Raw genomic sequence first — 18,400 nt, forward strand, 5'->3', positions numbered from 1 at the left:
GAGTCCTGACATTCATATCAATACCAATCCGATATATCTCGATTTGATAGATGTTGAGTTGACATATTCCAGCCCGCCATAGCGCGCAAGATCAAAAAGACGAGGGGCAGCCATGCTTGTCTTGCGGGGCCGATCTGTCTATGACGAACCCCAGGCCGCGCGAGACGGCGCCGGAAACACTCACAGAGGGGGGCGGATGGAGTATTTTCTCCAGCAGCTGATCAACGGTATCACCTTGGGCTCGATCTATGGCCTGATCGCCATCGGCTACACGATGGTTTACGGCATCATCGGCATGATTAACTTCGCCCATGGCGATGTGTTCATGGTTGGTTCCGTCACCGCCTTCCTGGTCGTTCTCGGCATCGGGCTCACCGGCGGCAGCGGCCTCCTGATCATCCTTCTCGCCCTGATCCTGGTGGCGGCCATCGCCATGATTGTCGCCTCTGCCTATAACTGGACCATTGAACGGCTGGCCTACAAGCCATTGCGCGGCTCATTCCGCCTGGCGCCGCTGATCTCGGCGATCGGCATGTCAATCGTGCTGCAGGAGTTCGTCCGCATCAATCAAGAGGGGCGGCCGAAGCCCGTGCAGCCCATCGTGACCGGCGGCTATGAGCTGATGACCCGCGTCACCGAGGCCGGTGAGTTCATCGTCCGCCTCACCAACATGCAGATCCTGATCATCATCTCGACGCTGGTGCTGATGGCGGTGTTCACGGTGCTCATCCAGAAGACCTCGCTGGGCCGCGCCCAGCGCGCCTGCGAGCAGGATATGAAGATGGCCTCGCTGCTGGGCATCGACGTTGACCGCACCATCTCGATCACCTTCATCATGGGTGCGGCGCTGGCCGCGTTCGCGGGCCTGATGTTCTTCCTCTATTATGGCGTCACCGATTTCTTCGTGGGCTTCCTCGCCGGCATCAAGGCCTTTACGGCGGCGGTGCTGGGCGGCATCGGCTCGCTTCCCGGCGCCATGCTGGGGGGCCTCATCATCGGTCTCATCGAAACCATGTGGTCGGCCTATTTCACGGTGGAATACAAGGACGTCGCCGCCTTCACGGTGCTGGTCGTCGTGCTGATCTTCCTGCCCCAGGGCCTGCTCGGCAAACCGGAAGTGGAAAAGGTCTGACCATGAGCGCCCAGGACATCGCCTCGCCGCCGAAGGGTTACGACTGGCCCGCCATCGCCAAGGACCTGCTGGGCACCGCCGTCGTCAGCCTGCTGCTGATGGTGCCGATGGTGGCCTACAAGTCGGTGATCACCCAATATGCGCTGGTGCTGGAACCGCGCTGGGGAACGGTGCTGATCGCCCTGGCGGTGATCCTTGCCGCCCGCCTCCTGATGCATTTGTTTGTATGGAACAGAGCATCCGGCGGCGTGCCCCTGTCGCAGGCCATTCGCGACGAACTGGCGCCGGTTTCGGAAAAGATAGGGCCCTGGGTGTTTCCGGTGCTTGTGGCATTCGCGTTTCTGCTGCCGATCCTGTTCGGCGGCGCGCGCCGCCCGATCGACATGGGCATCCTGATCCTGACCTATGTGATGCTCGCCTGGGGCCTCAACATCGTGGTGGGCCTCGCCGGCCTCCTCGACCTCGGCTATGTCGCCTTCTATGCGGTCGGCGCCTATGCCTATGCCCTGCTCTCCACCGTCTACTTCCCCTACTGGTTCGGCGACGGCATGCTGCCCTGGGCGTTCTACATCACGCTGCCGCTGGCCGGACTTCTCGCGGCCCTATGGGGCGTGCTACTCGGCTTCCCGGTCTTGCGATTGCGCGGCGACTATCTGGCCATCGTCACGCTCGCCTTCGGCGAAATCATCCGCCTGGTGCTCATCAACTGGTTCAGCTTCACCAACGGGCCGCAGGGCATCACCGTCCCGAAAGCCACCTTCTTCGGCCTGCCCTTCTCGGCGGGGCCTGGCGGTTTTGCTGATTTCTTCGGCATCGAGCACAACCGGATCTACTATTACATATTCCTCTATTACGTGATCCTTCTGCTTGCGCTGCTCACCTATTTCGTGACCAACCGGTTGCGCCGCCTGCCGATTGGCCGGGCATGGGAAGCGCTGCGCGAGGATGAGATCGCCTGCCGCTCACTGGGCATCAACACCACCAACACCAAGCTTACGGCCTTCGCCATCGGCGCCATGTTCGGCGGTTTCGCCGGCTGCTTCTTCGCAACCAGGCAGGGGTTCGTATCGCCCGAGAGCTTCGTGTTCATCGAGTCCGCGATCATTCTGGCGATCGTGGTGCTGGGCGGGCTCGGCTCGCAGATCGGCATCGTGTTCGCGGCGATCGCCATCATCGGGGCTTTCGAATTGTTCCGTGAGCTGACCGTCCTGCAGAAGTATCTGCCGGAAGGCACCGACCTCGTGCACTTCCGCATGCTGGCCGTGGGCCTCGCCATGGTGTTGATGATGCGTTTCAGGCCCCGGGGTTTCGTCACCAGGCGGCAGCCCACCGTGTTCCTCAAGGAGCGCAAGGCGGTGTCCGGCGACCTGGTCAAGGAAGGGCATGGCTGACATGGCGCGCGATGCCCGTTCCCCGGTGCTCACGGTCGAGCATCTCACCATGCGTTTCGGCGGTCTGACCGCGGTGTCGGATCTGAGCTTCAATGCCTATCCGCACGAGATCACCGCCATCATCGGGCCTAATGGCGCCGGCAAGACGACGGTGTTCAACTGCATCACCGGCTTCTACAAGCCAACCGAGGGCCGCACCGCGCTGCGCCATGACGGCGGCAAGGAATATTTGCTGGAGCGCATGGACGATTTCCGCATCGCCCAGGACGCCAGGGTGGCCCGCACCTTCCAGAACATCCGGCTGTTTTCCGGCATGACCGTGCTGGAAAACCTGATGGTGGCCCAGCACAACCAGCTGATGCTGGCCTCCGGCTATACGATCGGCGGCATTTTCGGCAGCGGCCATTTCCGGCGGGTTGAAAAAGAGGCGATCGAAATCGCCAAGGCCTGGCTCGAGAAGGTAAAGCTCATCGACCGCGCCGACGATCCCGCCGGCGACCTCGCCTATGGCGACCAGCGCCGGCTCGAAATCGCGCGCGCCATGTGCACGGGCCCGCGCCTCCTCTGCCTCGACGAGCCGGCGGCGGGCCTCAATCCGCGCGAGTCGGAAGACCTCAACCGCCTGCTGAAGTCGATCCGCGCCGAGAACGACCTGTCGATCCTGCTCATCGAGCATGACATGAGCGTGGTCATGGGCATCTCGGACCACATCGTGGTGCTCGACTATGGCGAGAAGATATCGGACGGCGATCCTGCGCATGTGAAGTCCGATCCCGCGGTGATCCGCGCCTATCTGGGCGTCGAGGACGAGGAAGAAGATGCGCTCGCCGCCGCCGCGGTGGCCGAGGCCGTGGGAGACAAGCGATGAGCGAAGCGCTGCTCAAGGTCCGCGGCGTCCAGACCTTCTATGGCAAGATCCAGGCCCTGAAGGGCGTGGACATCGACGTTCAGCCGGGCGAAATCGTCACCCTCATCGGCTCCAACGGGGCCGGCAAGTCGACGCTGATGATGACCATCTGCGGCACGCCGCGCGCGCGCGTGGGATCGATTCATTTCGGCGGCCAGGACATCACCTCGATGCCCGTGCACAAGATCGCGCAACTGGGCATCTCGCAGTCCCCCGAGGGCCGCCGCATCTTCCCGCGCATGACCGTGCTCGAGAACCTGCAGATGGGCGCCACGGTGAGCGATCCCAAGTATTTCGATGACGATCTGGCGCGCGTCTTCAGGATGTTTCCGATCCTCGCGAAACGTCAGGGCCAGCGCGGCGGCACCCTTTCCGGCGGCGAGCAGCAGATGCTGGCCATCGCCCGCGCGCTCATGTCCCGCCCGCGCCTGTTGCTGCTGGATGAACCCTCGCTGGGTCTGGCGCCGCTGATCGTGAAGCAGATCTTCGAGGCCATCAAGGACCTCAACCGCACGGAGGGGCTGACGGTCTTCCTCGTCGAGCAGAACGCCTTCCACGCGCTGAAACTGGCGCATCGCGGTTATGTGATGGTCAATGGCCGCATCACGCTCACCGGAACCGGCCGCGAATTGCTCGCCAAGCCCGAGGTGCGCGCCGCCTATCTCGAAGGAGGACATTGAGCCATGTCGCTCTTCATCGAAGACAATCCCTGGATCTTCGTCATTATGACGGTGATCTTCGGCGGCGGCGCCGCTTTTCTCACCGGCCGCGGCCTCGCCATGAAATGGCGGCCCGTGTGGATGGCGCTGCTGGCCATGGTGCCGCTCACCGCCGCCATGCGCTTCCTGCATTTCGCGCTGTTCAATGCCGACCTGCTGTCGGCGCACTATTTTCTGAGTGATTTCATAGTTTTAGTTGCTGGCTCCCTGCTCGGTTACCGGCTGACCCTGGCCCGAAAAATGGTGCAGCAATATCCCTGGCTTTACGAGTCCGCGGGGCCGCTGAGCTGGCGAACCAAGGCCTGAAACCTGCCAAAAGGTAATGAAAAACCTGTTTTGGCGGCTCACGGAGTAGTGCTAGGAGAAGGACAGGGATCGATTGGCCTATGCCGCCTGAAGGCATGGCGAAGCGATCCAAGACTTGCAGCATCCGCCGCGGATGGCGGGTTGCTCAAGAACGAAAATCTCGTTTTATCCATAGGGAGACGTTGAATGAAAAAGTTTGTGATGGCTGGCGTTGCCATGAGCTTCGCGGCGGCACTCAGTGCCTCGACCGCGCTGGCCGATATCCTGGTCGCCACGGCGGGTCCGATTACCGGCCAGCTGGCCGCGCTCGGCGAACAGTACAGCCAGGGCGCCAAGAAGGCGATCGAAGACATCAATGCGGCGGGCGGCGTGATGGGCGAGAAGCTGGTCCTCGAGATCGGCGACGATGCCTGCGATCCCAAGCAGGCGGTGAGCGTGGCCAACCAGCTGGCGTCGAAGGGCGTCAAGTTCGTGGCCGGCCACCTGTGCTCGGGCTCTTCGATCCCGGCCTCCAAGGTCTATGAGGAAGAGGGCATCCTGCAGATTACCCCCGCCTCCACCAACCCCAAGTTCACCGACGAGGGTGGCTGGAACGTGGCGCGCGTCTGCGGCCGCGACGATGCGCAGGGCCGCGTGGCCGGCAACTTCCTCGCCAAGAACTATGCCGGCAAGAAGGTTGCGATCGTCGACGACAAGTCGGCCTACGGCAAGGGCCTGGCGGATGAAACCCGCAAGGCGATGAACGCCGCCGGCCTCACCGAAGTGCTGAACGAGTCGATCAACGCCGGCGAGAAGGACTACTCCGCGCTGGTCTCCAAGCTCAAGGACGCGGGCGTGGAAGCCATCTACTTCGGCGGTTATCACTCGGAAGCCGGCCTCATCCTGAAGCAGATGGCTGAGCAGGGACTCCACGCCCGAGTGCTGTCGGGCGACTCGATGAACGTGGCCGAGCTCTTCACCATCGCCGGCAAGGCCACCGAGAACCTGATCTTCACCTTCGCGCCGGAGCCCCGGAACGTTCCGGAAGCCAAGGCCATCGTGGAGGAGTTCAAGGCCAAGGGCTATGATCCGGAAGGCTACACGCTCTACACCTATGCAGCCTTCCAGATGTACAAGCAGGCGGCCGAGGCCACCAAGTCCACCGACAACCAGAAGATCGCCGAGTGGCTCCGCGCCGGCAATCCCACCCAGACCGTGCTGGGCGAGATCAAGCTCGACGCCAAGGGCGACCTCGTGAACCCCGTCTACGTCTGGTATGCGTGGAAGGACGGCAAGTATTTCGAGGATCCCTCGATCAAGTAAGCACGAACCATCGCAATGCCTGGACCCGCGCGGACTTACCCCGCGCGGGTCTTTTTGTTGCACGATGAACGCGAACGGCCGATACTGCCGCGCGGGAAGAAAATCATGATGAAAGCCTGGCTGCCATCCGCCTTCGCCGCCCTGCTGCTTGCCGCCGCCCCGGCGGCGGCTGACATTCTGATTGGCGCGGCGGGGCCGTTCTCGGGTCCCAACGCCGCGCTGGGCGAGCAATTGCGCCGCGGCGTCACCCAGGCGGTGGAGGACATCAACGCCGCCGGCGGTATCAGCGGCCAGCCCCTCAAGGTAAGCTTCGCCGATGACGGCTGTGACCCGAGGAAGGCCGTCGAAGTGGCCACCGGCTTCGTGTCCGAAGGTGTGAGGGCGGTGATCGGGCATTATTGCTCCGGCGCCTCGATCCCCGCCGCCAGGGTCTATGAGAAGGCCGGCATCGCCATGATCAGCCCGGCCTCCACCAACCCGAGGCTCACCCTGGACGGCGGCTGGAACGTGATCCGCCTTGTGCCGCGCGACGATGCCCAGGGGGCGGCCGCCGCCACGCTGGTGCTTGAGAAGTTCCCGGGCCGCAAGATCGCCATTCTCGCCGATGATTCGCCGGGTTTCGCGGCCCTCGCCGCGCGGTTCCGCGCCGGTCTCGCCGAAAAGGGCGTGAGCCCCAGCCTCGATGAGCGCTTCAAGGCCGGCGCCAAGAGCTTCTCCGATCTCGCGTCGAAGGTTCAGTCGGCCGGCGCCGATGTGGTCTATCTCGCCTGCTCCTATGTCGAATGCGGCCAGCTCGCCCGGGCGCTGCGCGAAGCCGGTTCCAGGGCGCAGATCATCTCGGGCGATGCCCTGGCGACCGAGGATTACGCCAGGCAGGCGGAGGCGGCGGCCGATGGCACGCTGCTGACCTTCACCTACGACCCGCGCAACTTTCCCGCGGCGCGCAGCCTCATCGCCCGCATGAAGGAAGAAGACCGCACCGCCGAGGGCTTCACCCTCTACGCCTATGCCGCCGTGCAGGCGCTGGCGGCGGCGGCGGACGCCACCGGCAGCAGCGACGGCGCCCGCCTCGCCGAATGGCTGCGCGGCGGCACCCGCTTCGATACCATCGTGGGCCCCGTCAGCTTCGACGCCCGGGGCGATCTCACCAACCCGGCCATCGCCTGGCTCAAATGGGTGGATGGCCGCTATGTGCTCATCGACCCCGCCACGCTGGCGCCGCCCCTCCTCGACACCACACCCTGACGGAGCCCCTCCTCCATGCGCGCCTTCTTCGTCCAGATCAAATGCGAGCTCGGCAAGTCCTATCAGGTGGCCACCGCCCTCGCCGATGCCGAGGTCGCGTCGGAAATCTATTCCACGGCGGGCGGTTACGATCTTCTGGTGAAGTTCTACCTGAAGGAGGATGAGGATGTCGGGCACTTCGTGGCCCAGAAGATCCAGACCATCCCCGGCATCCGCGACACCTACACACTGATCACCTTCAAGGCGTTCTGATGATCCCGCGCTATTCCCGCCCGGAGATGGCCCAGATATGGGAGCCGGAGACCCGCTTCCGCATCTGGTTCGAGATCGAGGCGCACGCCACCGATGCACTGGCAGCACTGGGCGAGGTGCCCCCCGAAGCCGCCGCCAGGGTCTGGGAAAAGGGCAAGGATGCGGTTTTCGATATTGACCGCATCGCCGAGATCGAGGCCGTCACCAGACATGACGTGATCGCCTTCCTCACCCATCTCGCCGAGATCGTCGGGTCCGAGGCCCGTTTCGTCCACCAGGGCATGACCTCCTCGGACGTGCTGGACACCTGCCTCGCCGTGCAGCTCTCGCGCGCCGCCGACCTGCTGATCGCCGATGTCGACCAGCTGCTGGCGGCCCTGAAGCGCCGCGCCTTCGAATTCAAACTGACGCCCTGCATCGGCCGCAGCCACGGCATTCATGCCGAGCCCACCACCTTCGGGGTCAAGCTGGCGCAGGCCCATGCCGAGTTCCAGCGGGCCCGGGCCCGGCTCGTCCTGGCGCGGCAGGAGATCGCCACCTGCGCCATATCCGGCGCGGTCGGCACCTTCGCCAATATCGACCCGCGGGTGGAAGAGCATGTGGCGCGCAAGATGGGCCTCTCGCCCGAGCCGGTGTCAACCCAGGTCATCCCGCGGGACCGCCATGCCATGTTCTTCGCGGTGCTTGCCGTGGTGGCGAGTTCGGTCGAGCGGCTGGCCACTGAAATCCGCCATCTGCAGCGCACCGAGGTTTTGGAGGCCGAGGAATACTTCGCGCCGGGGCAGAAGGGCTCGTCCGCCATGCCGCACAAGCGCAATCCGGTGCTGACCGAGAACCTCACCGGGCTTGCCCGGCTGGTGCGCTCCGCCGCGATCCCGGCCATGGAGAATGTAGCGCTCTGGCACGAGCGCGACATCTCGCATTCCTCGGTCGAGCGCGGCATCGCGCCGGACGCCACCGTGCATCTCGATTTCGCATTGGCGCGGCTCACCGGCGTCATCGACCGGCTCGTCGTCTACCCGGAAAACATGATGCGCAATCTGGAGAAGCTGGGCGGCCTCATCCACTCGCAGCGGGTGCTGCTGGCCCTCACCCAGAAAGGCATGAGCCGCGAAGACGCCTACGCCGCCGTCCAGCGCAACGCCATGCCGGTGTGGCGCGGCGAAGGCAATTTTCTTGATCTGCTGCGCCAGGACAAGGATGTCGCCGCCCTGCTCCCGCCCGCCGAACTCGCAAGCCTGTTCGACCTCGGCTACCACACCAGGCATGTGGATACGATCTTCCGCCGGGTGTTCGGCTAGACCGGTTTGAGTTGTCACGGAACCATCATCTCTGGTTAGGCGTCACCCCGGCGAAGGCCGGGGGCCAGCTTTGACGCGGATAAGCTGGATGCCAGCTTGCGCTGGCATGACGGCCGCGAACAGCGATACGATTCTGTTCATGCGCAACATGCTCCAAAGCGGAATGACTCTTCAAACACCCGATGGGGCCCGCTCCCCCTTGTGAGGGCGGCAAGCGCATCTTCCGGAAACGCCGGTTCGATGCCTCCGCCACCCCTTCCCTGGCCCCTGTCCACATGGGCGAGGAGAAACACCAGCGGCGTGAAGCGTGATCCCGCGTCATCCCGCCGCGCGGTAGAAGCGGATGCGCGTGTCGCCATAATCGCGTGTGTCGATCGGCTCCAGCTCTGCGACCGGTGGCACATCGGCTTTGAGCGCCTCTTCAAGCACCACGATGGCGCCGGGGTTCAGCCACTGGCCTGAAACCAGCGCGGCCAGCGCTTTGGCGCCCAGTCCCATGCCATAGGGCGGGTCGGCGAATACGAGATCAAAACCCGGCTGAGGCGCGCACGGGCCCAGCCTCGTGGCGTCGCGCCGCCAGATCTTGACAAGCCCGATCACGCCCAGCGCATCGGCGTTGCGGCGGATCAGGCCGCGGGCCTCGGCGCTCTCCTCCACGAACTGGCAGAAGCGGGCGCCGCGCGACATGGCCTCAAGGCCCATGGCGCCGGTGCCGGCAAACAGGTCCAGCACCCGCGCGCCGCCGGGCGTGAAGCCAACGATGCCGTGGCCCAGGATGTTGAACACCGCCTCGCGCACCCGGTCGGTCGTCGGCCGGATGGCCGAACCCTGCGGCGGGGCGATGCTATGGCCTTTGAATTTTCCCCCGACGATCCGCATTGCCTGCCTCGAAAAACTTCGGTCCGATACTGGCCTTGAGAACTTTCGGCGGCACTTCCTCAATGCCGCCGCGCGGCAGCTCGCCGAGCTGGAAAGGCCCGAAAGACGTGCGGATCAGCCGGTTCACCTGCAGGCCCAGATGTTCGCAGATGCGCTTGACCTCGCGGTTCTTGCCCTCGCGGATGGCGATCGTCAGCCAGCAATTGCCGCCCTGCACGCGCTCGATGCTGGCCTCGACAGGCCCGTAGCGCACCCCGTCGATCACCGCGCCGCCGCTGAGCTTCTCGAGCGCTTCCGGCAAGGGCCGGCCATAGGCGCGCACCCGGTAACGGCGGATCCAGCCCGAGGCGGGAAGCTCCAGGAAGCGGGCCAGCGCGCCGTCATTGGTGAGAAGCAGCAGGCCTTCGGTGTTGATGTCAAGACGCCCGATCGAGACGACGCGCGGCAATTGCTCGCGCAGCTTATCGAACACGGTGAGCCGGCCTTGCGGATCGCGGGCCGAGACCACAAGCCCCGCCGGTTTGTGGTAGCGCCACAGCCTGGTTTCCTCGGCGCGCGGCAACGGCTTGCCATCGACCACGATCGTGTCCTTCGCCGTCACGTTGACGGCGGCGGAGGTGAGCGGCTTGCCGTTCATCGTGACGCGGCCTTCGGCGATCAGCCGTTCGGCGTCGCGGCGCGAGCAGACGCCGGCCCGCGCCATTACCTTGGCGATGCGCTCGCCCGCGAATGCGCTCATCTTGACCCCGGCCTCATGATCGACTCATGTGGCAGAATGCGATGGAAACTGCCAGAGCCAATGCGCCTCGCCCTGGAGGAGGCGGAAGCTGCCCGCCGCCGCGGCGAAGTGCCGGTCGGCGCGACGGTGAGCGATGGCGAAGGCCGCATCCTGGCGAGCGCCGGCAACCGCACGCTGGAACTGAAAGACCCCACCGCCCATGCCGAACTGCTGGCGATCCGCGCGGCGGCAAGCCTGATCGGCAGCGAGCGACTCACCGGCTGCGATCTTTACGTCACGCTCGAGCCCTGCGCCATGTGCGCCGCCGCCATCTCCTTTGCGCGCATCCGGCGGCTCTATTTCGGAGCGGAGGATGAAAAGATGGGCGCCGTCGACCATGGCGGCCGGTTCTTCGCCCAGGCCAGCTGCCACCACGCGCCGGAGGTCTATGGCGGCATCGGCGGCGAAGCGGCGCGCAAGCTGCTGAAGGATTTCTTCCGGGAGCGGCGTTAGCCCTTGACGTGTGAATGTCCGCCATGCCCCGGCTTGACCATGGCGGCTTCTTCGCGGCCGCCAAACAGGACGGTCGCTTCTCCCGCCGGCTTCGTCAACGGGGCAAGGGAGGCGGCCCGCGCCCGGCGATAATCAGTACACGGAAGGAAAAATAACCTGACAGTGGCGTCTGTAAATCCCGCCTGACGGTTTACCCGGGCATCCGCCCGCAACGAAACCGCATCAAAAAGCATCGAAACCGCATCGATAATGCATCGAAACCGCAACCAAAAAGCATGCGCCGGCGCTATTCGGCGTCCAGCCCCTCGCCCTTGTCCTCGATGCCGTAGCGGTTGAGCTTCACATAGAGGCTCTGGCGGGAGAGGCCCAGCATGTCCGCCGCGCTGGCCCGGTTGTTGTCGTTCAGTTGCAGCGCCGCCTCGATGCACAGCCGCTCGATGATGTCGGTGGCCTCGCGCACCAGGTCCTTGAGCGGCACCTTGCCGACCAGCCTGGTCATCTCATCGACCGAGCGCAGCAGGCTGCGGCTGGCGGGCTCGGCCTCCAGCGCCCGGCGGTTCATGCGCCGGATGGCGAAGCCGTAGCAGCTGGGATCGCCCGGCGGCGAGGCCGCCCCCGACACCTCCACATCCTCCACCGCGCCAAACTGGCCGCGCAGCACGGTGGCGAACTGGCGCACCGCGCCGCGTTCAGCCAGGCTGTTGAAAAGAGACGCAATATCGACGCCCGCCCGGCCCAGCCAGCGGTCCAGCGGCTCGCCCCTGGCCTGTTCCTCGCTGCCCAGCTGCGCACTGTCGAGGAAGGCCGCATTGGCCGAGACGATGCGGCGCTCGAGATCGGTGACCACGAATGCCTCCGGCAGGTCGCGCACCGCGTTCACCACCGCCGCCTGGCCCTTGGACATGACGATGCCGGTGGCCCCGGCCGCCACCGGGGTGAGGCGCATCAGATAGAGGGTGGCGCTGTCCTGGCGGAAAATGGTGGCGCTGAGCACCGCCTGGCGCTCGCTCCCCTCCAGCGTCAGGGCCACGTCATCGGCCCGGCCGATGGCTTTCAGCGCCATCAGCAGGGCGTCGATCCGGTCGCCGTCCGTGGCTGCGAAGAGGCTGGAAAACGGCAATCCGATCAGGCGCTTGACTGGCTTGTTCATGAGCGTGGCGGCGGCCGCGTTGGCCTCCGTCAGGCGGCCGGTACGGGCATCGACCACCGCAATCGCCTCGGAGGCCACCTGCATCAGCAGCCGGTAGCGGGTTTCGGCATGGCGGAGACGGGCGTATTCCTGCTCGATCGATTGTTCGGCGGCGAGCAGCTTCTGCTGCATGGCGGCGATATTCCGCATCTCGCGGCCGATGGCCACGAACTGGCCTTTGCTGCCCGCCTTCAGCACCGCATAGCGCACCGGAATGTCGGGGGCGCCATCCACCGGGTGGTTGATCTGGCGCCAGCGGAGCGGCAGGCCGAGGCTGGCTTCCTGCAGCATCTGCTCGATCTTGGGGCGGCTTTCGACGGTTGACACATCGGCCCAGGCGCGGCCCGGCCAGACGCTGAAAGGCTCGGCGCCAAGCTCTTGCGATGTATGGACTTTTCCTGTGATGACGGCATCGGAGCTCAGCACAAAGCTCACATCCGCAGAGGCTGACATCAGCAGGGCGGCCTCATCGGCCTCAAGCCCGGCCATCAGCGCGGCAAGGCTGGGTTCGCGGTCTTTGGGTGGATTGGATACGCTGCGCAGCGTCACCTGATGTTCCTTTCGCGCGTCGTGCCTGGCTGGGCCATGGGTCACGCGGCCCCGGCCAGTGCCAGCCAGCGATTGGCCTGCTGAACGGCTTCGGCGGCGTCGCCTGCCACCGCGTCGGCGCCAAGATCGGCGGCGCTGGGGCCGCCGGCTGAGAACAGCACGCCGCCAGCCAGGATCCGCATCTCCGGGTTGCGGGCGGCGGCGCGGACCTTGCCGATAATCGCCCGCAGAGCTGGCAGCAGGCGTTCGCCGGCAAGTGAAAAGCCTACAATATCATAGGGTTCGGCGGAGACAAGGCGGATGATGTCGGTTTCCGTGGCGGCCAGCCTTGCGGTCACCTGCCAGCCCTCGCGGAGCAGGAATTCCTCGACCAGGCGCAGCCCGAAGCTGTGCTGCTCGCCGGGCGTGGGGGCCAGGAGGACGCGGCCGCGCAGGCCGGTGAGGCTCAGGGGCGGCATGCGGAACTGGCGCAACAGGTGTTGCAGGCGCGCCATGCCGAGCGTCACCTCGACGAAGTTCAGCCGGTCATCAGCCCAGAGCGCGCCCATGTGGCGGGCGGCGGGGGCCATCAGGCCGAGCATGATCGATTCGGGGTCCATGCCATCGGCGAAGAGTTGTTCGAGCAGCAGCGCGGCATGGCCGCCGTCGCCGGTAAACAGGTAATTTGTAAAGGTTTCCACAAGCTCATCGCCGGCCGGGCCTCCCCCTCCGCGATTCCGGGCCATTGCTCCTGGCGTGTTCATATCTGGCGCGCCCGCCCCCGGTCCTATTGCTTACGTTACGGCAAATTCAGTCACGGACTGTCGCCACCTGAAATCCCCGCCACCCACCTTTACCGATGCGAATGACAGCTGATCCTGACAGTTTTTTCCTGCATAGCCGAAGATTTTCGATTGGTCCATAGCTTGTCGCAAATTAATGACGTCAACATGTATTGACACTTTCGGACCCGCGGTTTAGCTTTGTGACAGGGCTTCAATCCTTCGCCCCGCCAGCAGCGGGAGCGGAGCGGGCCCGGGGGAGCGATCAATGCACGTGCTTCGCCGCCAGCGAGAGACCCGATATGGGCTGTACACGGAAGCCGAACGGCGGCGGCGGGATGCCTCACGCTGGACCCTTGTACAGGCCATCTTGGCCCCTTTCCAATTCGCGGTCTTCTTGGTGAGCCTGGCGCTGGTGTTGCGCACCCTCATGACCGGCGAAGGCGCCGTCGCCGCCAATGCCTCTGTGGTGATCAAGACGCTGGTTCTCTACACCATCATGGTCACCGGCTCGCTCTGGGAGAAAGACGTCTTCGGACAGTATCTCTTCGCACCTGCCTTTTTCTGGGAGGATGCGGTGAGTTTCGTGGTTATCGCACTTCATACGGCTTATCTCGTTTGCCTTTTGTCGGCGAAACTGGGCGAGACCCAACTGCTCTGGCTGGCGCTGGCGGCCTATGCGGCCTACGTGATCAATGCCGGTCAGTTCCTTTTGAAGTTGCGGGCCGCACGGCTGCAATCAGTGGAGGTTGCGCCATGAACCTGCCGTTCCGCGCTCCTGCCCCGGCCAGTGGCTGCGCCGACGTGCCCGTTCTCCGCGAACGCGGCCAGCGCGAAGTGTTTTGCGGACTCACCGGCATCGTCTGGCTGCATCGCAAGATTCAGGACGCCTTTTTCCTTGTTGTCGGCTCGAGGACCTGCGCGCATCTGATCCAGTCCGCCGCCGGCGTCATGATCTTCGCCGAACCGCGCTTCGCCACCGCCATCATTGACGAGCGCGACTTGGCAGGTCTTTCAGAAATCGATGCCGAACTCGACCGGGTGGTAACCCGGCTGCTGGAGCGCCGGCCCGACATCAAAATGCTGTTCCTGGTCGGCTCATGCCCTTCCGAGGTCATCAAGCTCGATCTCAAGCGCGCAGCCGCGCGCCTTTCGCAACTTCATTCGCCACGCGTGCGGGTGCTCAACTATTCCGGCAGCGGAATCGAGACCACCTTCACCCAGGGCGAAGACGCCTGTTTAGCCGCGCTGGTACCCTTCTCCCCCCTTCCAGCCTCCGGCGACGTGCCCCCGCTCCTCGTGGCGGGGGCACTTTCTGACGTGGTCGAAGACCAGTTCCGCCGGGTCTTCACCGAAATGGGCCTTACAAATGTGGCCTTCCTGCCCGCCCGTACGGCAGGTGATATGCCACCGGTTGGCCCCGGCACGCGGTATCTTCTCGCCCAGCCCTTCCTCAACGATACCGCGCGTGCTCTGGAAGAACGCGGCGCCCGCCACATTCCGGCGCCGTTTCCACTGGGAGCCGAGGGTACGACGCAATGGTTCAAAGCCGCCGCCGATGCCTTTGGTGTTGCTGACGCCAGGTTCCGCGCCGCCACAGATGCCGGACATATCCGCGCCAGGCTTGCGCTGGAACCGCACCGCGAGATTCTGGCCGGCAAGCGCATCTTCTTCTTCCCCGATTCGCAGCTGGAAGTTCCGCTGGCGCGGTTCGTATCCCAGGAACTCGGCATGGAACCCATTGAGGTGGGAACGCCCTATCTGCAGCGGCAGCATCTCGCCCAGGAAATCGGCCAGCTGCCAGCCGGTTGCCGGCTAAGCGAAGGCCAGGATGTGGAGCGTCAGCTGGACCGCTGCCGCGATGCCAACCCTGATCTTATCGTTTGCGGCCTCGGCCTTGCCAATCCGCTCGAAGCAGAAGGCTTCACGACCAAATGGTCCATCGAACTCGTGTTCACGCCGATTCAGGGATACGAGCAGGCAGGCGATCTGGCGCGGTTGTTCTCGCGCCCGCTCGACCGCCAGACCAGGCTGGGAGTATAGGCCATGCAGCTCACGCTCTGGACCTATGAAGGCCCGCCACATGTGGGAGCCATGCGCATCGCGACGGCGATGAAGGGGCTGCACTATGTCTTGCACGCCCCGCAGGGCGACACCTATGCCGACCTCCTCTTCACCATGATCGAGCGGCGCAATGCGCGCCCGCCTGTCACTTACACCACCTTCCAGGCACGCGACCTTGGCGGCGATACCGCGGAACTGTTCAAGACAGCCTGTGCCTCTGCCTATGAGCGGTTCCAGCCGCAGGCGATGATTGTTGGCGCCTCCTGCACGGCGGAACTGATCCAGGATGATCCCGGCGGTCTCGCCAAAGCGCTGGCACTGCCGGTACCGGTCATTCCTCTAGAGCTCCCCTCCTATCAGAAAAAGGAAAACTGGGGTGCTTCTGAAACTTTCTACCAGGTGGTCCGCAATCTCGCTGCCCCACGAAGCCCTGATACCGAGTTCAACCCGCGGAGCTGCAATATCCTCGGCCCAACCGCACTCGGCTTTCGCCATCGCGATGATCTGACGGAAATCACGCGGCTGCTGCAAGGGCTTGGAATTACCGTTAACGTTGTAGCACCGCTGAATGCCACGCCGGACGATATCCGCCGCCTGGGAGACGCCGCATTCAATGTGGTGCTCTATCCCGAGACGGCGGAGACCGCGGCACGCTGGCTGGAGCGCAACTGCAAGCAGCCCATGACGACGGTGGTGCCCCTCGGTGTTTCTGCGACACGCGAATTCATCAGGCAGGTTGCGGAACTCGCCGGTATCGATGCCACGGCTTTCCTCGCCGAGGAAGCGTCACGGCTGCCCTGGTATTCACGCTCGGTCGACTCGACCTATCTCACCGGCAAGCGGGTTTTCATTTTTGGGGATGCGACCCATGCGCTGGCCGCGGCGCGAATCGCGAAGGAAGAACTTGGGTTCGACGTTGTCGGCCTTGGCACATATTCGCGGGAATTCGCGCGACCCATGCGCGAGGCGGCTGCCAAACTCGGGATCGATGCCCTGATAACCGACGACTACCTTGAGGTCGAGGCCAAGGTGGCAGAACTCCAGCCAGAATTAGTGCTGGGCACCCAAATGGAGCGCCATATCGCCAAGAAGCTGGGGGTTCCATGCGCCGTTATCTCAGCACCCGTGCATGTGCAGGATTTTCCGGCCCGCTACTCTCCCCAGATGGGTTTCGAAGGCGCCAACGTCATCTTCGACAGCTGGGTGCACCCGCTCATGATGGGTCTCGAGGAACATCTGATTCACATGTTCCGCAATGACTTCGAATTCAACGATAAGGCCGCCCCGTCACATCTCGGGCATGGTGGAGCCGCGCCAGCCAAAGCCCATAGTCCCGCAACCGACAGCGCTGTAGTGGCATCACCGAAGCCGGCCTCAGGCGGCTGGTCACCCGAAGCCGAAAAGGAACTACAGAAAGTACCGTTCTTCGTGCGCGGAAAAGCCCGGCGCAACACCGAACGTTTCGCCGCCGAACGGGGGCTCGCCATCATTACCGTCGAGACGCTGTACGATGCCAAAGCACACTACAGCCGCTAGCGCACCGCTTCGGGTGGTAATCATCACCCTGGACAACCATTTGACTGGTGCGGTCAATCGTCTGCGCATCCAGATGGCGCGTGAGATGCCGGGGCTCGAACTTTCGGTGCATGCAGCCTCCGGCTGGGCCACCAATCCGGCAACGCTTGAGGCCTGCCGCGCCGACATCGCCCAGGGTGACATCATCGTAGCCACCATGCTTTTCATGGAGGACCATATTCAGGCGGTGATGCCCGCACTGAAGGCCCGCCGCGAAACCTGCGATGCCATGATTTGCTTCATGTCCGCGGGCGAAGTCATCAAGCTGACGCGCATGGGCCGCTTCGCCATGGGTGGAAGCCAGGGCACGCTCGTGAACTTGCTCAAGAAGCTGCGCGGCGCCAAAGCCAATGGTGCGGCGAGCAGCGCTTCGGCCGGAGAAAAGCAGCTGGCACTCCTGAAGCGCATCCCCAAGATTCTACGATTCATACCCGGTACAGCCCAGGATCTGCGCGCCTATTTCCTCGCCATGCAGTACTGGCTTGCGGGCTCCGAGGAGAACATCGGCCATCTCATCCGCTTCCTGGCGTCTCGTTACGCCGACGGCCCACGCAAGACCTACCGCGACGGCCTGCGCTACGATGATCCGAAGACCTATCCCGAGGTAGGCGTCTATCATCCGCGTCTTGCCGGGCGGATGAGCGAAACCGCGGACAAGCTCCCCTCGCCGCCAAAGGCCAACAGGGCAACCGTGGGACTGCTGCTGATGCGTTCCTACGTACTGTCCGGCGATACTGCTCACTACGATGGCGTGATTGCGGCATTCGAGTCGCGGGGATTGAAGGTGATCCCGGCATTCGCCACCGGGCTGGACCAGCGTCCGGCCATCGAGCGCTTCTTCATGCGCAGCGGCACGCCGACGATTGATGCTCTGGTCTCGCTCAGCGGTTTCTCGCTGGTCGGCGGCCCGGCCTACAATGATGCGAAGGCGGCTGAAGACATGCTGGCGCGGCTTGATGTTCCATACATCGCGGCCCAGCCCGTAGAGTTCCAGACGCTGGAGGAATGGGAGACCTCGGAGCGCGGTCTGCACCCCATCGAGACCACCATGATGATCGCCATCCCGGAACTCGATGGCGCGGCGGGCGGCGTCGTCTTCGGCGGGCGGAGCATCAAGGACCAAGGTGAGCGCGGCATGCGGGTCCATGCCGAACGCGCCGCAACCCTTGCGGCGCGGGTCCTGAAGATGGTGAACCTCCGCGCCACGCCGAAATCAGAGCGCAAGATTGCCGTCATACTCTTCAATTTTCCGCCCAATGCTGGCGCCGTGGGTACGGCTGCATTCCTCTCTGTTTTCGAGTCGCTCCACAACACGCTCAAGGCGATGCGGGCTGAAGGCTACACGGTGGAAGTCCCTGAAACCGCTGCCGCCTTGCAGGATCGTCTCCTGAAGGGCAATGCCGAGCGCTTCGGAAGCGACGCCAATGTTGTCGCACGCATCGGCGTCGATGATCACGTGAGGCGCGAGACCTGGCTGTCCGAGATCGAAGCGCAGTGGGGTCCTGCCCCGGGCCGACAGCAAGCCGACGGCAGCGGTATCCAGGTTATGGGTGAGCGCTTCGGCAATGTGCTGGTCGGCATCCAGCCAGCCTTCGGC

18 protein-coding genes are annotated in these 18,400 nt (G+C 64.3%); 14 read left to right on the plus strand and 4 right to left on the minus strand.

The window, feature by feature from the left end; all coding sequences use genetic code 11:
- Positions 1-196 precede the first annotated feature (196 nt).
- The 9 genes from ACKOED_RS13535 to purB all read left to right on the plus strand — a co-directional run bounded on the left by ACKOED_RS13535 (position 197) and on the right by purB (position 8,555).
- Complete coding sequence (locus ACKOED_RS13535; RefSeq protein WP_408917127.1) at positions 197-1,132, plus strand: ABC transporter permease subunit; 936 nt, start codon at positions 197-199, stop codon at positions 1,130-1,132.
- 2 nt (positions 1,133-1,134) lie between these two features.
- Entirely contained in the window at positions 1,135-2,523 is a 1,389-nt protein-coding gene (livM, locus tag ACKOED_RS13540; protein WP_408917128.1) for a high-affinity branched-chain amino acid ABC transporter permease LivM, read from the plus strand.
- On the plus strand, positions 2,516-3,391 hold the full coding sequence (locus ACKOED_RS13545) for an ABC transporter ATP-binding protein (protein ID WP_408917129.1): 876 nt from the start codon (positions 2,516-2,518) through the stop codon (positions 3,389-3,391). Before livM ends, ACKOED_RS13545 begins: the two co-directional genes overlap by 8 nt.
- Positions 3,388-4,110, plus strand: a complete 723-nt coding sequence (locus ACKOED_RS13550; RefSeq protein WP_408917131.1) for an ABC transporter ATP-binding protein — start codon at positions 3,388-3,390, stop codon at positions 4,108-4,110. Before ACKOED_RS13545 ends, ACKOED_RS13550 begins: the two co-directional genes overlap by 4 nt.
- Before the next feature lie 3 nt (positions 4,111-4,113).
- Positions 4,114-4,455 carry a DUF6867 family protein gene (locus ACKOED_RS13555; protein ID WP_408917132.1) on the plus strand — a complete coding sequence of 114 codons (342 nt, stop codon included), beginning with the start codon at positions 4,114-4,116 and terminating at the stop codon, positions 4,453-4,455.
- 186 nt (positions 4,456-4,641) lie between these two features.
- Positions 4,642-5,757 (plus strand): branched-chain amino acid ABC transporter substrate-binding protein, encoded by a 1,116-nt coding sequence (locus ACKOED_RS13560; RefSeq protein WP_408917133.1) that lies wholly within the window; start codon positions 4,642-4,644, stop codon positions 5,755-5,757.
- Between the two features lie 105 nt (positions 5,758-5,862).
- A complete protein-coding gene (locus ACKOED_RS13565) occupies positions 5,863-7,002 on the plus strand; it encodes a branched-chain amino acid ABC transporter substrate-binding protein (RefSeq protein ID WP_408917134.1) in 1,140 nt (379 codons plus the stop codon).
- A 15-nt stretch (positions 7,003-7,017) separates the two neighbouring features.
- Positions 7,018-7,254, plus strand: coding sequence for an Lrp/AsnC ligand binding domain-containing protein (locus ACKOED_RS13570; protein WP_408917135.1), 237 nt, complete (start codon positions 7,018-7,020; stop codon positions 7,252-7,254).
- On the plus strand, positions 7,254-8,555 hold the full coding sequence (gene purB, locus ACKOED_RS13575; protein ID WP_408917136.1) for an adenylosuccinate lyase: 1,302 nt from the start codon (positions 7,254-7,256) through the stop codon (positions 8,553-8,555). The genes ACKOED_RS13570 and purB overlap by 1 nt, the downstream gene beginning before the upstream one ends.
- Positions 8,556-8,873: 318 nt before the next feature.
- Here purB and rsmD read toward each other — a convergent pair whose 3' ends face one another.
- Positions 8,874-9,434 (minus strand): 16S rRNA (guanine(966)-N(2))-methyltransferase RsmD, encoded by a 561-nt coding sequence (gene rsmD, locus ACKOED_RS13580; protein ID WP_408917137.1) that lies wholly within the window; start codon positions 9,432-9,434, stop codon positions 8,874-8,876.
- Positions 9,400-10,173, minus strand: coding sequence for a pseudouridine synthase (locus ACKOED_RS13585; RefSeq protein WP_408917138.1), 774 nt, complete (start codon positions 10,171-10,173; stop codon positions 9,400-9,402). The genes rsmD and ACKOED_RS13585 overlap by 35 nt, the downstream gene beginning before the upstream one ends.
- A 15-nt stretch (positions 10,174-10,188) precedes the next feature.
- Between ACKOED_RS13585 and ACKOED_RS13590 the strand changes: the two genes are divergently transcribed.
- Positions 10,189-10,665, plus strand: a complete 477-nt coding sequence (locus tag ACKOED_RS13590; protein WP_408917139.1) for a nucleoside deaminase — start codon at positions 10,189-10,191, stop codon at positions 10,663-10,665.
- A gap of 286 nt (positions 10,666-10,951) precedes the next feature.
- Here ACKOED_RS13590 and ppsR read toward each other — a convergent pair whose 3' ends face one another.
- Together ppsR and ACKOED_RS13600 are read right to left on the minus strand one after the other, a co-directional pair.
- Positions 10,952-12,403 carry a transcriptional regulator PpsR gene (ppsR, locus tag ACKOED_RS13595; RefSeq protein WP_408917140.1) on the minus strand — a complete coding sequence of 484 codons (1,452 nt, stop codon included), beginning with the start codon at positions 12,401-12,403 and terminating at the stop codon, positions 10,952-10,954.
- 41 nt (positions 12,404-12,444) lie between these two features.
- Positions 12,445-13,083, minus strand: coding sequence for a B12-binding domain-containing protein (locus tag ACKOED_RS13600; protein WP_408917141.1), 639 nt, complete (start codon positions 13,081-13,083; stop codon positions 12,445-12,447).
- Positions 13,084-13,432: 349 nt separating this feature from the next.
- On the opposite strand from ACKOED_RS13600, the gene bchF reads away from it, so the two are divergent.
- The 4 genes from bchF to ACKOED_RS13620 form a co-directional block, all read left to right on the plus strand.
- Positions 13,433-13,924, plus strand: a complete 492-nt coding sequence (gene bchF / locus ACKOED_RS13605; protein ID WP_408917142.1) for a 2-vinyl bacteriochlorophyllide hydratase — start codon at positions 13,433-13,435, stop codon at positions 13,922-13,924.
- Positions 13,921-15,207 (plus strand): ferredoxin:protochlorophyllide reductase (ATP-dependent) subunit N, encoded by a 1,287-nt coding sequence (locus ACKOED_RS13610; protein WP_408917143.1) that lies wholly within the window; start codon positions 13,921-13,923, stop codon positions 15,205-15,207. The genes bchF and ACKOED_RS13610 overlap by 4 nt, the downstream gene beginning before the upstream one ends.
- A 3-nt stretch (positions 15,208-15,210) precedes the next feature.
- Positions 15,211-16,764: a ferredoxin:protochlorophyllide reductase (ATP-dependent) subunit B gene (gene bchB / locus ACKOED_RS13615; protein WP_408917144.1), complete on the plus strand. Its 1,554-nt coding sequence runs from the start codon at positions 15,211-15,213 to the stop codon at positions 16,762-16,764.
- Positions 16,739-18,400: cobaltochelatase subunit CobN (locus tag ACKOED_RS13620; protein ID WP_408917145.1), on the plus strand; the 1,662-nt coding region annotated here is incomplete at its 3' end. The genes bchB and ACKOED_RS13620, both read left to right, overlap by 26 nt.

This window comes from Aestuariivirga sp. (assembly GCF_046093005.1).
GTDB lineage: Bacteria > Pseudomonadota > Alphaproteobacteria > Rhizobiales > Aestuariivirgaceae > Aestuariivirga.

Coding starts and splice junctions, on each gene's coding strand:
- ACKOED_RS13550 (WP_408917131.1), top strand. CDS start 3,388: ATGAGCGAAGCGCTGCTCAAGGTCCGCGGCGTCCAGACCTTCTATGGC.
- rsmD (WP_408917137.1), bottom strand. CDS start 9,434: ATGCGGATCGTCGGGGGAAAATTCAAAGGCCATAGCATCGCCCCGCCG.
- bchB (WP_408917144.1), top strand. CDS start 15,211: ATGCAGCTCACGCTCTGGACCTATGAAGGCCCGCCACATGTGGGAGCC.
- ACKOED_RS13610 (WP_408917143.1), top strand. CDS start 13,921: ATGAACCTGCCGTTCCGCGCTCCTGCCCCGGCCAGTGGCTGCGCCGAC.
- ACKOED_RS13545 (WP_408917129.1), top strand. CDS start 2,516: ATGGCTGACATGGCGCGCGATGCCCGTTCCCCGGTGCTCACGGTCGAG.
- ACKOED_RS13585 (WP_408917138.1), bottom strand. CDS start 10,173: ATGAGCGCATTCGCGGGCGAGCGCATCGCCAAGGTAATGGCGCGGGCC.
- bchF (WP_408917142.1), top strand. CDS start 13,433: ATGCACGTGCTTCGCCGCCAGCGAGAGACCCGATATGGGCTGTACACG.
- purB (WP_408917136.1), top strand. CDS start 7,254: ATGATCCCGCGCTATTCCCGCCCGGAGATGGCCCAGATATGGGAGCCG.
- ACKOED_RS13570 (WP_408917135.1), top strand. CDS start 7,018: ATGCGCGCCTTCTTCGTCCAGATCAAATGCGAGCTCGGCAAGTCCTAT.
- ACKOED_RS13535 (WP_408917127.1), top strand. CDS start 197: ATGGAGTATTTTCTCCAGCAGCTGATCAACGGTATCACCTTGGGCTCG.
- ACKOED_RS13555 (WP_408917132.1), top strand. CDS start 4,114: ATGTCGCTCTTCATCGAAGACAATCCCTGGATCTTCGTCATTATGACG.
- ACKOED_RS13560 (WP_408917133.1), top strand. CDS start 4,642: ATGAAAAAGTTTGTGATGGCTGGCGTTGCCATGAGCTTCGCGGCGGCA.
- ACKOED_RS13565 (WP_408917134.1), top strand. CDS start 5,863: ATGATGAAAGCCTGGCTGCCATCCGCCTTCGCCGCCCTGCTGCTTGCC.
- livM (WP_408917128.1), top strand. CDS start 1,135: ATGAGCGCCCAGGACATCGCCTCGCCGCCGAAGGGTTACGACTGGCCC.
- ACKOED_RS13590 (WP_408917139.1), top strand. CDS start 10,189: ATGATCGACTCATGTGGCAGAATGCGATGGAAACTGCCAGAGCCAATG.